This is a genomic window from Paenibacillus sp. F411, assembly GCF_017582705.1.
GTDB classification, from domain to species: Bacteria; Bacillota; Bacilli; order Paenibacillales; family Paenibacillaceae; genus Paenibacillus_AQ; species Paenibacillus_AQ algicola.
Genome location: NZ_JAGFIP010000024.1, coordinates 32669 through 49844, shown reverse-complemented (window position 1 = coordinate 49844; position 17176 = coordinate 32669). Strand labels below are relative to the sequence as shown.

Annotated in this window: 16 protein-coding genes and 1 other RNA gene; 1 reads left to right on the top strand and 16 read right to left on the bottom strand. The window is 51.8% G+C overall.

The features are described 5' to 3' along the window. Positions 1-330: 330 nt before the first annotated feature. The 14 genes from JJQ72_RS19100 to rpoE all read right to left on the bottom strand — a co-directional run bounded on the left by JJQ72_RS19100 (position 331) and on the right by rpoE (position 13369). On the bottom strand, positions 331-594 hold the full coding sequence (locus JJQ72_RS19100; protein WP_208204635.1) for a pro-sigmaK processing inhibitor BofA family protein: 264 nt from the start codon (positions 592-594) through the stop codon (positions 331-333). Positions 595-609: 15 nt separating this feature from the next. Next, the gene (locus JJQ72_RS19095; protein WP_138227557.1) at positions 610-834 is read right to left on the bottom strand and encodes a DUF2508 family protein; all 225 of its coding nucleotides are present in this window, start codon (positions 832-834) and stop codon (positions 610-612) included. Positions 835-1107: 273 nt separating this feature from the next. Then, positions 1108-1704: a recombination mediator RecR gene (gene recR, locus JJQ72_RS19090; RefSeq protein WP_138223999.1), complete on the bottom strand. Its 597-nt coding sequence runs from the start codon at positions 1702-1704 to the stop codon at positions 1108-1110. 30 nt (positions 1705-1734) lie between these two features. Beyond that, on the bottom strand, positions 1735-2046 hold the full coding sequence (locus JJQ72_RS19085) for a YbaB/EbfC family nucleoid-associated protein (protein WP_217496362.1): 312 nt from the start codon (positions 2044-2046) through the stop codon (positions 1735-1737). 26 nt (positions 2047-2072) lie between these two features. Next, positions 2073-3788 (bottom strand): DNA polymerase III subunit gamma/tau, encoded by a 1716-nt coding sequence (dnaX, locus tag JJQ72_RS19080; protein ID WP_208204634.1) that lies wholly within the window; start codon positions 3786-3788, stop codon positions 2073-2075. 202 nt (positions 3789-3990) lie between these two features. Beyond that, an RNA gene (gene ffs, locus JJQ72_RS19075) (signal recognition particle sRNA large type) lies at positions 3991-4257 on the bottom strand. Positions 4258-4500: 243 nt separating this feature from the next. Next, positions 4501-4698 carry a 50S ribosomal protein L31 gene (rpmE, locus tag JJQ72_RS19070; RefSeq protein WP_138223996.1) on the bottom strand — a complete coding sequence of 66 codons (198 nt, stop codon included), beginning with the start codon at positions 4696-4698 and terminating at the stop codon, positions 4501-4503. 143 nt (positions 4699-4841) lie between these two features. Beyond that, complete coding sequence (locus JJQ72_RS19065; RefSeq protein WP_138223995.1) at positions 4842-6119, bottom strand: radical SAM family protein; 1278 nt, start codon at positions 6117-6119, stop codon at positions 4842-4844. Positions 6120-6167: 48 nt separating this feature from the next. Continuing rightward, positions 6168-7511: a transcription termination factor Rho gene (rho, locus tag JJQ72_RS19060; protein ID WP_208204633.1), complete on the bottom strand. Its 1344-nt coding sequence runs from the start codon at positions 7509-7511 to the stop codon at positions 6168-6170. A 205-nt stretch (positions 7512-7716) separates the two neighbouring features. Next, positions 7717-8970, bottom strand: coding sequence for a UDP-N-acetylglucosamine 1-carboxyvinyltransferase (locus JJQ72_RS19055; protein ID WP_208204632.1), 1254 nt, complete (start codon positions 8968-8970; stop codon positions 7717-7719). 196 nt (positions 8971-9166) lie between these two features. Further along, positions 9167-10021 carry a class II fructose-1,6-bisphosphate aldolase gene (fba, locus tag JJQ72_RS19050; RefSeq protein ID WP_138223992.1) on the bottom strand — a complete coding sequence of 285 codons (855 nt, stop codon included), beginning with the start codon at positions 10019-10021 and terminating at the stop codon, positions 9167-9169. A 181-nt stretch (positions 10022-10202) separates the two neighbouring features. After that, a complete protein-coding gene (locus tag JJQ72_RS19045) occupies positions 10203-10577 on the bottom strand; it encodes a response regulator (protein ID WP_208204631.1) in 375 nt (124 codons plus the stop codon). A gap of 241 nt (positions 10578-10818) precedes the next feature. Next, the gene (locus tag JJQ72_RS19040) at positions 10819-12420 is read right to left on the bottom strand and encodes a CTP synthase (RefSeq protein ID WP_208204630.1); all 1602 of its coding nucleotides are present in this window, start codon (positions 12418-12420) and stop codon (positions 10819-10821) included. Positions 12421-12793: 373 nt separating this feature from the next. Next, positions 12794-13369, bottom strand: a complete 576-nt coding sequence (gene rpoE / locus JJQ72_RS19035; protein WP_138223989.1) for a DNA-directed RNA polymerase subunit delta — start codon at positions 13367-13369, stop codon at positions 12794-12796. A gap of 407 nt (positions 13370-13776) precedes the next feature. On the opposite strand from rpoE, the gene JJQ72_RS19030 reads away from it, so the two are divergent. Continuing rightward, a complete protein-coding gene (locus JJQ72_RS19030; RefSeq protein ID WP_208204629.1) occupies positions 13777-14919 on the top strand; it encodes a S8 family peptidase in 1143 nt (380 codons plus the stop codon). A 130-nt stretch (positions 14920-15049) separates the two neighbouring features. Here JJQ72_RS19030 and argS read toward each other — a convergent pair whose 3' ends face one another. Together argS and JJQ72_RS19020 are read right to left on the bottom strand one after the other, a co-directional pair. Beyond that, positions 15050-16729: an arginine--tRNA ligase gene (gene argS, locus JJQ72_RS19025; protein ID WP_279591749.1), complete on the bottom strand. Its 1680-nt coding sequence runs from the start codon at positions 16727-16729 to the stop codon at positions 15050-15052. Then, the gene (locus JJQ72_RS19020; RefSeq protein WP_208204628.1) at positions 16726-17151 is read right to left on the bottom strand and encodes a YwiB family protein; all 426 of its coding nucleotides are present in this window, start codon (positions 17149-17151) and stop codon (positions 16726-16728) included. The genes argS and JJQ72_RS19020 overlap by 4 nt, the downstream gene beginning before the upstream one ends. Positions 17152-17176 lie beyond the last annotated feature (25 nt).

Genomic DNA, 17176 nt, shown 5'->3' with positions numbered 1-17176 from the left:
CGTCCTGAGCCAGGATCAAACTCTCCATGAAAGTTGAGTTCCATTGCTCATTTCAAAACTGACGAGATTATAAAATCTCATTGTTGATCTCACCCGAAGGCAAGATCGGTTTAACTCACTCGTTGTTCAGTTTTCAAAGATCAATTCTCTTCATTCTTCATCGTCGCATCTCTCAGCGGCGACTTTAATAATGTATCACACTTGCTTGCTTTAGGTCAAGAGTTTTTTTAACTTTTTTTCAGAAGCTTTTCTCTCAACCGGTTTCTTACTCATTCCCCGTTCAAACGGGCGAGAATTAATGTATCATAATTCCGCCCTCTAAGTCAACACCTAAATAACTATTAATTTTAATGCAACTAATAAGGCAACACCTGGGAGACCCAGCATCATGACTGTACCAACTGTCATCGGGTTTAACGGAATATACAGTTCGCTGATGAGACCCGAGAAATTGATCACATATACCCCTAATGCGGACAGCACCAGGTGGGTCCCAAACTGAGTCAGCCATTGAAATCCGAGCTTTTTCCTAAAAATAATAAAAAGCAGTGCTGTCAGGGACAGCACCATAACCGCTGCTATAATGAGCTTCATTCTCCATCCTCCTTCTTAATAGTCCGACTTGTAACGCCGGATCTCCTCCCTGTACATCGCGGCTCCGTTCATATTCAGCTCTTTTGCCTGCTTCAGGTTGATCTGATATTTACGCTCGGCAGCTTCCAGCATGTATATCGCATAATCGATCTGGTCCTGCCCGGCCGCCTCCTGAAACAGCAGATGTGCGCGTTCCCACTCCAGCTGTGAATGCCGGACATCAAGATATGTCTCCCACATCTTTTCATGTTCTGCTTCTGGATGTTCGGCCCTTTTCTCCTCTTGCCTGCTCCATTTATTCCACCACATTAACGACAGCCCCCTCGATTCTGATCTGTACCGCCTGTACCATACATATCAGCTCAGGGACAAACTTAGAACTAAACGACACATGCCGTAGCTAAAAAACCATCAAAAAAAGGAGACTTCTCAACTGCCATTGTCACACGGCTGCGGAACACTCCTTAAAACAAAGAAGGGAGCCTCTCGGCCCCCTACTCTACAGCTTCCATATTACAGCTCTCGTCTGCCTTCCAGCGCTTTAGACAGCGTGATCTCATCTGCGTACTCCAGATCTCCGCCTACTGGCAGGCCTGCTGCAATACGCGTCACCCGCAGCTCGAAAGGACGAACCAGCCGGGAGATGTACATTGCTGTCGCTTCGCCTTCGATATTCGGATTCGTCGCGAGAATGAGCTCCTTGACCCGCTCGTCGCTAAGCCGCGTCAGCAGCTCCTTTAACCGGATCTCGTCCGGTCCGATGCCCTCCATCGGCGAGATGGCGCCATGCAGCACATGATAATAGCCGTCAAATTCCTTCGTGCGCTCCATGGCTACCAAGTCCTTGGCGTCCTGGACCACACAGATCACGGAAGCATCCCGCTTCTTATCCTGACAAATTCGGCAGGGGTCCGTATCCGTAATGTTACAGCACACGGAGCAGTAGTGCAGATTCCGCTTCACGCTGACCAGCGCTTTTGCGAAATCGATCACATCGTCTTCTTTCATATTTAGGACATGAAAAGCCAGGCGGGCGGCCGTTTTGGGCCCCACACCCGGCAAGCGAGTAAACGCCTCGATCAGCTTGGCGATCGGTTCGGGATAGTACAAAGTCGCAACGACTCCTTTTGGGCCTAGTAATTAAAACAAGCCCGGGATTTTCATACCGTTCGTGAATTTGCCCATATCATTGTTCGCCAGCTCATCCGCTTTAGCTAGCGCATCATTCACCGCAGTCAACACCAGGTCCTGCAGCATTTCTACATCATCAGGATCGACCGCTTCCGGTTTGATGGAAATGGATTGAACCTGCTTGTGACCAGAGACGGTTACTGTAACTACACCGCCGCCTGAAGTGCCTTCAACGGTTTTGGACGCGAGCTCCTCCTGGGCTTTCATCATTTGCTCCTGCATTTTTTTCACTTGCTTCATCATTTGGTTCATATTATTCATGATCATCTCTCCTTCAAATATAATTCCTAATCTTTTATAACAATGAGGTCTTCGCCAAAAAGCTGAATCGCCTCATCGATCCACGGGGTTTCTTGTGCTCCATCCTCTTCATGCTCCAGCTTCAGCTCTTCCGCCTGCGGCTTGCCTGCTCCCTCAACTGCTTCGCTCCAGTCACGCAGCATCATGGTCACCAAGCGGTGCGGTTTGCCCAGCTGTGATTCGAATACCCCTTCAATAACCTGCTTGTTCGCCGGCTTCTCAGTGGTTTCGCGATGAATGTTGTTCTTAAATGCAACGAGAATGTTGTCTTCCCATACGGATACCGGTTCTCCATCCATAAACCAGGCATGGACGGTAACCTTTTCCTCCTTCACACGCTGCAGAATTTGAGCCCACTGTCGCTGAACGGCGTTGAAGCTCTCCTGAGTGCGTGAAGCAATATACCGATCCATGTGCTGCGGGGTTTTCGCGGCTGAAGAGGCCCGGGGCGCGGGTGTTCGGACTGCAGGCTTGGACACTTCCCGTCCACCCTGTGCAGAAACTCCTTGCTGAAGCAGCTGCTCCAGCTTCTTCTCCACAGCAGCCAGCTGCCCCTTCAGACGCTCTACTTCTCCCGAAGGAGCCGCACCAGTCTCCTGAGTGCCTTGCCCACGACGGTCTGACACACTGCAGAGCTTCAGCAGCGCCACCTCAAACAGTGTCTGCGGCTGGGAAGCATACTTCATATCGCTCTGATAGCGATTTAGAGTATCGATGACCGCAAAAAGCTCCTCTTTAGAGAATGCATCGGCCATTTCCTTGAAATCCTCCGGATTCAGGATCCGGTCTGTCATCTGGTCCGCCTGAGGGACCATCTTGATCATGAGCAAATCGCGGAAATAGTATAGCAAATTCTCCATGCACTTGTCCGCACTCTTGCCCTCCTGCATAAGCTGCTCCACCTGCTCCAGCACAGCCCCGGGCTCATTATTGCGAACGGCACGGGCCAGACGCCCAAACTGCTCCGAGGCCATACCGCCGGTCATTTCCATAACCTGCTGATAGGATACATGTCCCCCGGTAAAAGATGCAATCTGGTCCAAAATGCTCAGCGCATCGCGCATACCACCATCCGAAAGACGCGCAATGTATTGAAGGGCCTCAGCATCCGCTGTAATGCCTTCTTCTTTACTGATCTGCGCCAAACGTTCCTTCTGTTCCTCCAGGGAAACACGCCGAAAATCAAACCGCTGGCACCTTGAAATAATAGTCGCCGGCAGTCTGTGGGGCTCCGTGGTTGCCAGAATGAACATAACATGCTCCGGAGGCTCCTCCAGCGTCTTCAGCAAAGCGTTAAATGCCTCTGTTGTGAGCATGTGTACTTCATCAATAATATAAACCTTGCGGCGAACCTCAGTGGGAGCATATTTCACTTTTTCCCTGAGGTCCCTGATCTCTTCAACTCCCCGGTTGGAAGCAGCATCGATCTCCTGTACGTCCATTACCGCACCGGACGTAATCCGCCGGCAGGCTTCACATTGGTTACAAGGCTCCTCCGCCGGACCTTTTTCACAGTTCACGGCTTTGGCCAGAATCTTGGCGGCACTGGTCTTCCCCGTACCCCGCGGACCGCTGAACAGGTAGGCATGGGAGACCCGCTGTTCACGGATCGCGTTCTGTAGAGTCTGGATAATATGCTGCTGTCCCACCATGTCTCCAAAAGACTGCGGTCTCCAGGCACGATATAACGCAATATGTTCCACTACGCTTAACCTTCTTTCAACTTCCGCCTTCTACGGTGTGCAGGCCGTTTATCACCTGCATCCCTGTACTTATTATACTACATTTCCATCCAATTTCCTTCGCTTTCCGCAAAACCTTTAGGGCTTCTTGACTTTCAAGCCATCAAAAAAAGCGCCCCTGTCACATCGACAGAAACGCTTCTCGCAGTCGGTATTATGTATACCGTGCACCTGTTATTGATAATTGCGATCCGAGCGGCCACCCTGAGCTACAACTCGGGCTAGGCTACCCTCCGGCACAAGAGCGCTCCTGCTTATGGCTGCTTCCTTCCGGACCTGACCAGGTTCACAGGTGCTCATTGCGGAGGACCCAGCCGTCAACATCGAGCTCAGGGACCAGCCTCACATCGACAATACCTCTAACAGGAATTCAACCTCGCTACAGCGGATTGCGAGTTACAGGGCACCGCTACCTCCCCGTCTAGCACGGCGAAATTAAGTATAGCGCATGCCTGTCCAAAATGCAACCGAAGGCAAAATTTGCACTACCGTCCGCCGTCTCTTGGGCGAACAGCCTTCATTTATGACATTGACCTGACATGAAGACTGTACAGCAGCTATCAAAGACACCCGCCCTATTCCACCACGCGCCAGAAGGTGTGCGCGGTGGCCATATAAAACGGCTGTTTCCGAAAGAGAGAATGGACTCTCTTCAGAAACAGCCGTTGAATAATTACATACCGTATTTCTTCTTGAAGCGATCGACACGACCGCCGGCATCCAGGAATTTCTGCTTTCCTGTGAAGAATGGATGGCAGCTGGAGCAGATCTCTACGCGAAGGTCAGGCTTAACAGAACCTGTTTCAAACGTATTACCGCAAGCGCAAGTTACCGTAGTAACATGATATTTCGGTTGAATATCTTGTTTCATTAGACTTTCACCTTCTTTCCGCCCTGAGCCTCATGCGGGCACAGAGTAAATGGACACATAATCGGATTATAGCATACTACTCGTCTATATGCAATACATCTAATCCATTCATGTGGTATGGATGAGAGCATCGTCCTCAGAGATCAGCGGGAGGATAAAGGACGCTTGGCACGGCGCAGGTTCTCCGGCGGCACATGAGTATACGACCCGATCACGACATCCGGCAGCTCCTCCTGAAAAATCTCGATCGCCTGCTTCATCCCCAAAATATCTCCGCGAGCAGGAGGAATCAGCTCCAGATAGCTCTCTGGATCAATATTCAGATTGCGCAGCTGAATCAGACGCAGCCCGGTACGGCGCGCAAATTCCACCATCGCCTCCACCTCTTCCTCCCGATCTGTGACACCCGGGAATATAAGATAGTTGATCGAGGTGTATACTCCTTGGTCTGTAGCATATTTCAAGGACTTCTCTACATGGGACAGATTGTAGCCGCGCGGTTTGTAGTACGCATTATAATGATCATCCAGCGCACTGATCGTGCTGACCCGCATCAAATCAAGGCCAGCATCTACGATTCCCCGGATATGATCTGTAAGCCCGGCATTCGTATTGATATTAATGTAGCCCATATCCGTTATGGAGCGCACCTCACGCATGGCTTCAATAATAATCTTGGCTTGAGTAGAAGGCTCTCCCTCGCACCCTTGGCCAAAGCTGATGATCGACTCCGGCGTCTTCAGATGCTCCAGCATGATCTGCACCAGCTCATCGGTACGGGGACGGAAGTTCATCCGCGTCTGCGGAGCTACGAACCCGCTGTCATCCGGCTGCTCCGAAATACACCCGAAGCATCCGGCATTGCAGGAATACGAAACCGGCACCGCGCCCTCCCATCGGTTCAGGAAGGTATTCGAGGCAGTGAGACACTCATAACCCAGCGCGCAATTGGAGAGATGCTGATATAAACGGTTCTCGGGGTATTTCTCCGTCAGCTTCTTTACCCCCAGCTCCAGTTCCTCCACATCACAGTTCATAGGATTCCATTTCTCAGGGTCATCGCTTAACCTGGCCGCGGTATAGAATGCTCCGTCTTTCCACACTACCGCAGAGTATCCGAACAGAGGCAGCTTATATTCCTTATCTGTCTTCATATAGCCGGGAATACACAGCCGGGTAAACCCTTGCGGCAAAAGGGCGCCGACCGCCGTTTGTCCAATTGGCAGAGCCTTCATGTCTCCCGTAGCCGGATCCATGCCAATGGCACGGGTATTCGGCAGGCCGACCAGCGTAGCTCCTTCCGGCAACGGAATCAGCTCTTCTTCTAGAATTTCTACATACATCTCGCCGCTGCGGGCAAGTCCAAACCACTCTTGATGATCAAAGACGTTGCCCTGTTCATCTGCATACACCAAATACATGTTGTTCTCCTGTTCTTTTCGTGAATTTGGGATTATAGCGAAAGGGCCTTAGCTTTGGGAAGCTGATGCTGCGGACGGACGGGAGGTCCGTCTCGGCGCCGAGGTGCCGGAGGAAGAGCCGCCGCTACCGCCGGAGGAAGCTCCCGAAGCACTGACATCAAAGGAAGCCAAGAATTCGGCATTGGTTTTGCTGTCCCGCATTTTTTTGAGGAAGCCTTCCACAAAGTCTGCACTATCATTCATATTCTTGCGAATCGACCAGATCGTATCAAGCTCCTCTTTGCTCAGGAGCACTTCCTCCCGGCGCGTTCCGGAGCGACGAATGTCGATCGCTGGAAATATGCGGCGTTCTGCAAATTTACGGTCCAGATGCAGCTCCATATTACCGGTGCCCTTAAATTCTTCGTAAATAATATCATCCATTCTGGAGCCGGTATCCACCAGCGCAGTAGCCAGGATCGTCAGGCTGCCGCCTTCCTCCACGTTACGGGCTGAGCCAAAAAACCGCTTCGGCCGATGAAAGGCCGCCGGATCAATACCACCGCTCAATGTACGTCCCGAAGGAGGAATGACCAGATTGTAGGCACGCGCCAATCGTGTGATGCTGTCCAGCAAGATCACTACGTCTTTTTTGTGCTCGACCAGTCTTAATGCCCGCTCCAGCACCAGTTCAGCCACCTTGATGTGGTTCTCAGGCAGCTCATCAAAGGTGGAGGCTACGACTTCACCCTTCACCGAGCGCTGCATGTCCGTCACTTCTTCAGGACGTTCATCGATCAGGAGCACAAACAGTTCAATATCGGGATGGTTGGTTGAGATACTGTTAGCCAATTCTTTCAAGAGGAGAGTCTTTCCTGCTTTGGGCGGAGCCACAATCAAACCGCGTTGTCCCAGGCCAACAGGCGCCAGCAAATCCATAATTCGGGTGGACAACTGATTAGGGGATGTTTCCAGAACCAGCTTATCTTGCGGATAAAGAGGAGTTAAGGCTGGGAAGTGCAGCCGTTCTGCGGCAACTGCCGGGTTCTCGCCATTGACCGCGTTAACCTGCAGCAGCCCGAAATATCTTTCATTCTCTTTCGGCGTCCGGCATTTGCCGGATACCAGGTCTCCGGTTCTCAGATCAAATTTGCGGATCTGCGACGCTGAAATATAAATATCCTCGGTGCTTGGAAGATAGTTGATCGGCCGCAGAAAGCCATAGCCCTCCGGCAGCACCTCGAGTACGCCTTCCATAAACATCAGGCCGCTTTGTTCAGCCTGCGCGCGGAGTATTGCAAAAATCAGTTCTTTTTTCTTCAGTTGACCGTAGTACGGGATTTGATGCTTCTTGGCCAGCTTGTAAAGGTCGGTCAGCTTCATTCCTTCCAAGTCGGATATCTGTAGATCCATTCCATAACCACCTATTCCATTGTGTTCTCAATATACATTGCTTCTATACTAAATCTATCATTCTATGAGGATATCACTAGATAAGGATTACCCAATCTGGAGGGAGATATGCAGACATAAAAGGTTTTTATGGAATATATTTCATTCCTCCTTCCACGATACCTGCTACTCTCAGCCTCTGAGGGTAATCCTTACCATGAACCCGCTATTCAGTTTCCCGCCATACGTCAGCGCCAAGCTGCCGGAGATTCGTGACCAAATGGTCATACCCCCGGTCGATAAACTCGACACCGGTAATTTCTGTTACCCCTTCGGACACCGTGAGTCCGGCAATGACTAGCGCCGCACCGGCACGCAAATCAGCAGCCTTCACCTTTGCTGCGTTCAAGGCCGAGCCCTCCACGATGGCAGAGCGGCCTTCAACGCGAATCTTCGCGCCCATGCGAATCAGCTCCGGCACATGCTTAAACCGGCTGCTGTATATAAAATCACTGAGGACGCTTACGCCGTCAGCCTGTGTCAGCAGGCTCGTCATCGGTGACTGCAAATCCGTAGGAAATCCAGGATACACAAGAGCCTTGACGTCTACATGCTCATAACGATCCTTGCCGATGACCCGGATGCTTTCATCATGCTCCTGAATGCCGACGCCCATCTCGATCAGCTTCGCGGTTAGAGCCTCCAGATGCTTCGGAATGACGTTATCCACCAGCACATTTCCGCGCGTGGCTGCTGCTGCAATCATATAGGTCCCTGCTTGAATCCGGTCCGGTATAATAGAATGCCTGCAGCCATGCAGCGAGGACACGCCTTCAATCCGGATTGTCTCTGTGCCCGCTCCTTTAATGACGGCTCCCATGGAATTTAACAATGTTGCTACGTCTATAATTTCAGGCTCTTTGGCCGCATTTTCAATCGTTGTGGAGCCTTTGGCCTTAGCAGCCGCCAGCATGATATTTATGGTTGCCCCAACACTGCTCACGTCCAGGTAAATCTTAGCGCCGCGCAGCTCCTTGGCGTGCAGGTGAATGGCACCGTGCTCATTGGTTACGGTTGCACCCAGCGCTTCAAAGCCCTTGATATGCTGATCAATAGGACGGGGCTCAAAGTTACAGCCGCCCGGCAGACCGATGACAGCCTCATTGAAACGACCCAGCATCGCACCCATCATGTAATAGGAAGCTCTCAGCTTCTTGACAGGCCCGTTGGGCATCGGTATGGACTTAATATCAGAAGGGTTGATGTTCATCTGTTGACCGTCCCAGGATACCTGTCCGCCCAAGGCTTCCAGGATTTCCGCGTAAACGGCAACATCACTAAGTAAAGGCAGATTATCCAGCACGACTTCACTATCCGCCAGGATGGCGGCAGGAATCAAAGCAATTGCACTGTTCTTGGCACCACTGATGGTTACAGTGCCCTGCAGCGGGCGTCCACCGCTGATCATCAATTTTTCCATATGCTTAAGGGTCCCCCTAGATCACATTGCTGCATAAATGGGTCTGATCGCCAACCAGCATGGCGTAAATTGCAGAAGATTGTCACACCTGATTAAAATGGAAAAACACCGGCAAGCGGTGTGAGATTCCAATAAAGACAAGTATTAAAGCAGACGGCCCGGTGGGCCGCCGCTTGATATTACTAAAGCTTACTCATTAAGCCTTGTTGTTGGATCCAAACTCACGCATTTTGCCAATGACGGTTTGCTTGATTGCTTCACGGCCTGGCTTCAGGAATACGCGTGGGTCATAAGCTTCCGGCTTGTCAGCAAGCACCTCACGAACGACCTTGCTGAAGGAGATCTGGTTCTCGGTGTTTACGTTGATTTTGGACGTACCCAGGGAGATGGCCTTCTTAATGTCATGAGTAGGAATGCCTGTCCCGCCATGAAGCACGAGCGGAAGGTTCACAGCATCACGAATTTCTTCCATCTCTTTAAAGCCCAGGTTAGGCTCGCCTTTGTAAGGTCCGTGTACAGATCCAAGAGCCGGCGCCAGCGTGTCGATACCGGTTTCGTTAACGATCCGTACGCAGTCGTCCAGCTTCGCATACATAACGTCACCAATAACGTCATCTTCTTGACCGCCAACCATGCCGACTTCTGCTTCAACAGAAACGCCTTTGGCATGTGCGTACTCTACAACTTCCTTCGTAGTAGCAATGTTCTGGTCAATCGGGCTGTGGGAATCGTCAATCATAACGGAAGTGAAGCCAGCATCAATCGCTGCTTTACACTTCTCCACACTGGAGCCGTGGTCGAGGTGAATGGCAACCGGAACGGTAACCTTCAGGTCCTCCATCAAACCTTGAACCATCTTCACGACGGTGTTGAACCCGCCCATATAACGTGCCGCACCTTCAGAAACACCCAGAATGACCGGGGATTGCTCTTCCTGTGCTGCCTCGAGAATAGCATGAGTCCACTCCAGATTGTTAATGTTGTACTGGCCCACGGCGTACTTTCCTTCAAGGGCGTTGTTAAGCATGTCTTTCATTGATACTAATGGCATGGTCCATCCTCCTATTGTAGGTATATCTAATATATAGCCGAAGTTCGCATACACATCGTATTATACCACATTGAAGAATAAATACTAACTCCCCAAATGGTGAAAATCGGGCCTGCATGATGGTAAAAATAATGCTGTCCGCGCGCCTCGCTCCAAACCACCTGAGGAAGCAAGCATTCTGCTACATCGCTTTGGTGCGCAGCTGCATATTCACAGCCATTCGCATTTCATCAATATCAAAAGGCTTCGTAAAATGCATTAAAGCGCCAAGATCGGTCGCTTCCTTGATCATATCCAGTTCCCCGTAGGCGGTCATCATAATGACCTTGATCTCGGGATTCATCTGCTTGATGTGCTTCAGTATTTCAAGACCGTCCATGCCGGGAATTTTCATATCCAGCAGCACCAGGTCAGGAACCTGACTCTTCACAATGTCGAGCGCAATGCGGCCATTGGCAGCCTGAAAGGTCTCGTACCCTTCGCTGCTGAACACCTCCATTAAAAGAATACGGATTCCATTTTGATCATCGACGATCAGGACCTTGTGTTTAATCATGTAACACCTTCCCATTCTGTTTCATGTTTGGCTTATCGACGAACCGGCACTCCCCCTGAACTTTCCGGAACATACTGCATGGTCCTAACAGTATTCGCCCGGAGAAGGTGGAAATCCTGCATTTTAACCAAAAAACACCAAGAAAAATAAGGCTTCACAGAAGGAAACGCTCTCATAGCTTACGCAATGCTGACAGATATTTATATATAAAAAAGCCCCCCATACACGGGAGGCTTACATGTTATGACGAATGCTTCAAGGATGCTTTAACAAATTCACGGAACAGCGGCTGTGGACGGTTCGGACGGGAGGTAAACTCCGGATGGAACTGAACAGCCAGGAACCATGGATGGTCTGGAAGCTCAACAATCTCCACCAATCTTCCGTCCGGCGACGTGCCGGAGAAACGGAAGCCGGCCTTTTCCATAGCCTCGCGATATTGATTGTTGAACTCATACCGGTGACGGTGTCTCTCGTAGACGAGCTCATCCTGGTAGCAGGCTTCAGCCAGCGAGCCGGGAACCAGCTTGCAAGGGTACAGTCCCAAACGCATGGTGCCGCCAAGATCCTCAATATCCTTCTGCTCTGGAAGCAGGTCAATGACCGGATATTCCGAAGCCGGGTTAATCTCGGAGCTGTTCGCGCCTTCCATGCCTGCCATCGAGCGAGCATATTCGATGACCGACACCTGCATACCCAGGCAGATGCCGAAGAATGGAATATGGTTTTCCCGCGCATAGCGGATGGCTGAGATTTTGCCCTCGATGCCGCGGTCACCGAAACCGCCGGGAACGAGAATACCGCCTATGCCGCCCAGCATGTCCTTCACGTTCTGATCGGTAATCTCCTCGGCGTTCACCCAGCGGATCTTCACTTCCGCGTTGGCGTCAAAGCCAGCATGGGACAGCGATTCAACCACACTCAAGTAAGCATCATGAAGCGCGACATACTTGCCGACAATCGCAATTTCAACGGTCTTCTCCAGCTTGGACACGCGGTCAACCAAGGCCTCCCACTCCGTCATATCGGGCTCTGGAGTATCCAGCTTCAGATGGTTGACTACGATTTCGTCGAGGCCTTCCTGACGAAGGTTCAGCGGAACCTCATACAGGGTTGAGGCATCGCGGCATTCCACGACTGCATTGGCATCAATGTCACAGAACAGGGCAATCTTCGCCTTCATTTCAGTGGAGAGCTCGTGCTCGGTACGGCATACAATCACATTCGGCTGGATGCCGATGCTGCGCAGCTCCTTCACGCTGTGCTGGGTCGGCTTGGTCTTCACCTCGCCGGCAGCCTTGATGTAAGGAATGAGCGTTACATGAATGTACATGACATTATCGCGCCCTACCTCGCTCTTGATCTGACGAATGGCTTCCAGGAATGGAAGGCTTTCGATGTCGCCTACCGTGCCGCCGATTTCAGTAATGACAACGTCAGAGCCCGCTTCACGGCCCGCGCGGAATACGCGCTCCTTAATTTCATTCGTAATATGAGGGATAACCTGCACCGTGCCGCCCAAATATTCTCCGCGCCGTTCCTTGCTGATCACAGAGGAATACACTTTACCGGTGGTCACATTGCTGTTCTTCGACAGGTTAATGTCAATGAACCGCTCGTAGTGACCCAGATCGAGGTCCGTTTCGGCGCCGTCATCCGTAACAAACACCTCACCGTGCTGGTAAGGGCTCATGGTGCCGGGATCTATGTTAATGTAAGGATCAAATTTCTGGATCGTCACCTTCAGCCCTCGGTTCTTCAGCAGTCTGCCTAGCGAAGCGGCCGTAATTCCTTTGCCCAGGGAAGACACGACCCCGCCCGTTACGAAAATGTACTTTGTCACAGTAATACCCTCCTAAATAAATTCGAAAAATCAGGCGACATATGATGTTTATGGTAACCCTATTCCTAGAGATTCATCATCAAAAGGACATAAAAATAAACGGTGCCCGCTTTACGGATAAAGCGAGCCGACCGATTTCTCATCTCATCATTTCTTCGTGAAATGACCTCTTTCACCACTAAAAAAACCCAATAAAAACAAAAAAAGTGACCCGCAGTACGGGGCACTTCAATTCTCACTTATAAACCTTGATCATAAGCCCAAGCAATAGTTTACTCCGCGGCTGCTCTCCTTGTCAAGAGAGGAAGAAGGCTTAAATCTCTGAACAAGCGCAGGGCGCAGCGAGGGAGAAAGAACGAGGCTGCAGGCAGCCCTACAGGTCGTCCTCGTCCAGGTCGTCGTCCTCGGAATCGCTCTCTTCCTCTTCGTCCTGGGAATCCTCATCGTCCAGATCCTCATCGTCCAGCTCGACGTCCTCATCCACCTCATCCTCGGAATGATCCTCATCGCCGTACATATCATCCTCGTCATCATCGTGGTCATCTTCATCTGCGCTATCGTAATCTTCATCAGATTCATCACCGCTGTAGGTATCTTCCTCCTCGGTGAAATCATCCTCCAGATCATCATCTTCATCATTGATAATACGCGGACGCTTCGCATTGGCTACTGGATCATCAGAACGCTCCAGCGGATACCAGCGCTTCAAGCCCCACAGGTTCGTGCCCACACAAGCAAAACGACCATCAATGTTAATTTCTGTATATAACTGGGCAATCGTTTCGTTAATTTCTTCTTCGGTGAAGCCGCGAAGCTTAGCGACCTCATTCATTAAGTCACGGTAATAGTACGGCGTATTTGCCGCCTTTAATACCATAAAAGCCAGGTCAACCATGGGAACCTCATGGATTTTTTCCGGGTCGATTTTTAAATTGAGCGGATTACTCACTAACGACACTTCCTCTCATGCAATCTTCGCTTTGCACTGCCATGATTTCAAACATATCCATAACAAACCTAAGTAAAACCTATTTGCTGTCAAAAATCAAGTTTTTATCATGCTGCTCAGCACAGGCTTTTACGAAAAAAGAGAAGGCAGCCTCCGCGATGAAGCCATAAGAAAAAGCGAAGAGCAGGCTGCTCTCCGCTTTCCGACTGTATCCGCCCCAAGGATGAACTCCTTGCTGGATGGTGAGAGAGCGCGTGAGCTCTCTCCACTTATCTTATGTTTCAGGTCAGCATTTGACACGGCCTACACGCCTATTTGAAACAAAAAAGGCTCTCTCCCATTCCGGCTAACGGGATAGCTCATACAATACTGAAGCAACGGTTGATCCGAAAAGGGGGATGCCTGGCATGAATTTCACCCGGATCGTACACACACTGCACCCGCCGTGTCATGGCGACAGGCTTCAGCAGCAAAACACCCGGCATATCCTGACATTTCATGACCCCGGGCTGTATGCAGCACTGCGGCAGCAATGGCTCACCTCAGCACGCGCGGGAGCTGCTTCGCGGGTCCTCTGGGCTCCACTTGCCCAATGCATCATCGCTCCTTCACCACTAGCAGAGCAAATCGAGAAAAAGTGGCGTCATGAGGCTGTCACGGAAGAAGACAGCACTATTCATCTCAGCGGCTTATCCAGCCGTACGGGAGGAGGACCCGGCATTCCATGGGGCGTAAAAGCCATCAAAGCTCCACAGGCCTGGTCTATATCGACGGGATACGGCATCAAGGTCGGCGTCATCGATACCGGCATTGATGTTGGCCATCCCGATTTGCAGCACTCTCTCGGACGGGGGATCAATCTCGTTCACCGGGGCTTGCCGCCCTTTGATGATAACGGGCACGGAACCCATATCTCCGGAACGATCGCTGCCGCAAACAGCACTCGGGGTATGATAGGCGTTGCCCCCAGATCCATCATCTATCCGGTAAAGGCATTCGATGCCAATGGCTCGGCCTATGTATCAGACATCATCGCCGGAATTGACTGGTGTGTCCGGTCAGGGGCAGATCTGATTAATATGAGCTTCGGAATGCAGACCCGCAGCCGGTCTCTGCTGGATATTGTCAACCGAGCAGGCCAGGCTGGCATCGTCGTGGTCGCTTCCTCCGGCAATGACGGCAAACGCCGCGCCATCGACTACCCTGCACGCTACCCCCAGACGATCTCCGTAGGTGCCACAGACCGCAAGCGAAAAATCGCCTCCTTCAGCAACCGCGGCCAGTACGTCGACATCTATGCTCCCGGAGACAAGATTATGTCTGCCTGGCTGCATGGCAAGTACCATGAAATGAGCGGCACCTCCATGGCAACCTCTCATGTGAGCGGTACCATAGCCCTCTTGCTCGCCCAAAGGCCTGGCTTGAAGCCGGCCGCGATTAAAGCGCTGCTCCAGCGAACCGCGGTTCCGCTCCGTCTGCAGCGGGGCATTTCCTCCTCTGAAGGAGAGATCCATACACTAAAATTCATACGCGAAGGCCTGAGAGGCTGAGCCGCTGATGTTCCATGAAGCCATAAGACATGAAGCAGCATATTGTGACACCCTAACCCAAACAGCCGCCTCTACCGAAAGAGAGGGCGGCTGTGATTTCAAATCTTGTGATCCATCTGTGCAGCAGTGACTACATACGCTCCGGCGCCGAAACACCCATCAAGCGCAGTACGTTTGCAATCGTAATGCGGACCGCTGACAGCAGGGCAAACCGGGCCTGCGTCTGATCCTGCTCCTCTGTAATGACACGCTCTGCCTTGTAGTAGCTGTGGAACAGGGAGGAGAGCTCGTAGACATAACGGATCAGCCGATGCGGCGCATAATGGTCAGCAGCGGCAGCTACCTCCTGCGGGAGCTCACCGATTTTGCGAAGCAGATCATACTCATGCTCGGTCGTAAGCAGGCTCAGGTTCACTTCAGACAGCGGCAGCAGTGCAATAGCCTGCTCCTCTGCCTGACGGAAGACGCTGCAAATCCGCGCATGGGCGTACTGGACATAGAACACCGGGTTCTCATTCGAAGTGGAAACCGCAAGGTCCATGTCAAAGTCGAGATGGGAATCCATGCTTCGCATGGTGAAGAAGTAGCGGATCGCATCCACGCCGACCTCATCCATCAAATCCTCCATGGTCACGGCTTTGCCGGTACGCTTGGACATTTTGACCTTCTCGCCGTTCTGGAACAGGCTGACCATCTGGGCAATCAGCACGGTCAGCTTGGCAGGATCATTGCCAAGAGCCTCCATTGCGGCCTTCATGCGCGGTACATACCCGTGATGATCCGCTCCCCAGATGTTAATCATCTCATCGTAGCCGCGCTCATATTTGTTGAGGTGGTAGGCGATATCCGGGGTCAGATAGGTGTAGGAGCCGTCATTTTTCACCAAAACGCGGTCCTTGTCGTCACCATAATCCGTGGTGCGTAGCCAGGTTGCTCCCTCCTGCTCATAGCTTTGTCCCTTCTGATCCAGCGCTTCCAGCGCTTTCATAACGAGACCGTTCTCGTACAGGGAGGTTTCGCTGAACCATTCGTCAAAATTCACCCGGAAACGAGCCAGGTCGCGCTTGATCTTGCCAAGCTCCTTCTGAAGGCCGTAGGTCCGGAAAAAGGCAGTCCGCTCGCCTGGTGTCAGGGACAGCAGAGAGTCTCCTTTTTCAGCTACCAGCTCCTTGGCGAAGCCCTTGATGTCCTCACCGTGGTATCCGTCCTCCGGCATTTCAGCCGGCTGGCCCAGCTCCTGAAGATAACGGGCCTCAATGGATTTGCACAGATTCATAACCTGATTGCCCGCATCATTAATGTAGTACTCCCGGGTCACTTCATGTCCGGCAAAATCCAGCACGTTACAGAGCGCATCGCCCACAGCAGCTCCCCGGGCATGTCCAAGGTGAAGGCTTCCGGTGGGATTGGCACTTACAAACTCCATTTGAATGCGGCGGCTGTCGCCGCGGCTCACGCGGCCATAATTCTCGCCCTGCTCCTGCACGAGGCCAATGACCGGATACAGGTAGCTCTTGTTGAGCGTGAAGTTGATGAAGCCGGGTCCGGCAATCTCTGCCTTCTCAATGGATGCCTTGCCTGTCTCCAGATGGGCTACAATATCCTCGGCAATCTGACGCGGGTTCTTCTTGGCAATACGGGTCAGCTGCATCGCTGCGTTCGTGGCGAGATCGCCATGGGATTTATCCTTGGGCACCTCCAGCGTAATCGCCGGCAGCTCCTCGCGGGTAACCAGGCCGGCCGTGACTGCCGCATCCGCGACCGCCTCTGCAACGAGCTGGTGAATGTGGTCAAGTGGATTCATATTCATGCTTCCTGTGCCTCCTGAATAGTCAAACTGATTGCAAAATGTCCTGAGCATTCTTCAAATACATATAAATCATATTCCCAGGCTGCGCGGCCGGACATTCCCTCCAGCTGAAGCTCCATGCGCTGGGTATGCGTTGAAAGCTGAAAGGAAGTGAACGGAGATCGGTAATACCCGGGCATCTGCTGCCCGAGCCGAAACGCCTGCTCCGACTGCACTTCACCGTGGCGGATAATCTTGAACTCGTCCGGCGACAGCTTCACGGTCGCCCGTGTACTGCCCTGGTGCGGACCGAGCTTCGGCTCCTCGTAACGGACGTATAGAGCCTGTCCTTTGGCAAACACCTCTGCCGACAGCTCCTGCACCGTACGCTCACCCTCATGCTGACTGGAAAGCGTAATGACGGTTTGTATGCGGTGTGACATGATGCGCCCCTTTCCTTACCTATTG

Bases quoted from the DNA above. Each gene is read 5' to 3' on its own strand.
- rho (WP_208204633.1), bottom strand. From the start codon at position 7,511: ATGGATCTACAGATATCCGACTTGGAAGGAATGAAGCTGACCGACCTT.
- JJQ72_RS19045 (WP_208204631.1), bottom strand. From the start codon at position 10,577: ATGATTAAACACAAGGTCCTGATCGTCGATGATCAAAATGGAATCCGT.
- JJQ72_RS19100 (WP_208204635.1), bottom strand. From the start codon at position 594: ATGAAGCTCATTATAGCAGCGGTTATGGTGCTGTCCCTGACAGCACTG.
- JJQ72_RS19055 (WP_208204632.1), bottom strand. From the start codon at position 8,970: ATGGAAAAATTGATGATCAGCGGTGGACGCCCGCTGCAGGGCACTGTA.
- JJQ72_RS19095 (WP_138227557.1), bottom strand. From the start codon at position 834: ATGTGGGAGACATATCTTGATGTCCGGCATTCACAGCTGGAGTGGGAA.
- JJQ72_RS19065 (WP_138223995.1), bottom strand. From the start codon at position 6,119: ATGTATTTGGTGTATGCAGATGAACAGGGCAACGTCTTTGATCATCAA.
- argS (WP_279591749.1), bottom strand. From the start codon at position 16,729: ATGAATATGAATCCACTTGACCACATTCACCAGCTCGTTGCAGAGGCG.
- JJQ72_RS19030 (WP_208204629.1), top strand. From the start codon at position 13,777: ATGAATTTCACCCGGATCGTACACACACTGCACCCGCCGTGTCATGGC.
- rpmE (WP_138223996.1), bottom strand. From the start codon at position 4,698: ATGAAACAAGATATTCAACCGAAATATCATGTTACTACGGTAACTTGC.
- JJQ72_RS19085 (WP_217496362.1), bottom strand. From the start codon at position 2,046: ATGAATAATATGAACCAAATGATGAAGCAAGTGAAAAAAATGCAGGAG.
- JJQ72_RS19020 (WP_208204628.1), bottom strand. From the start codon at position 17,151: ATGTCACACCGCATACAAACCGTCATTACGCTTTCCAGTCAGCATGAG.
- fba (WP_138223992.1), bottom strand. From the start codon at position 10,021: ATGCCATTAGTATCAATGAAAGACATGCTTAACAACGCCCTTGAAGGA.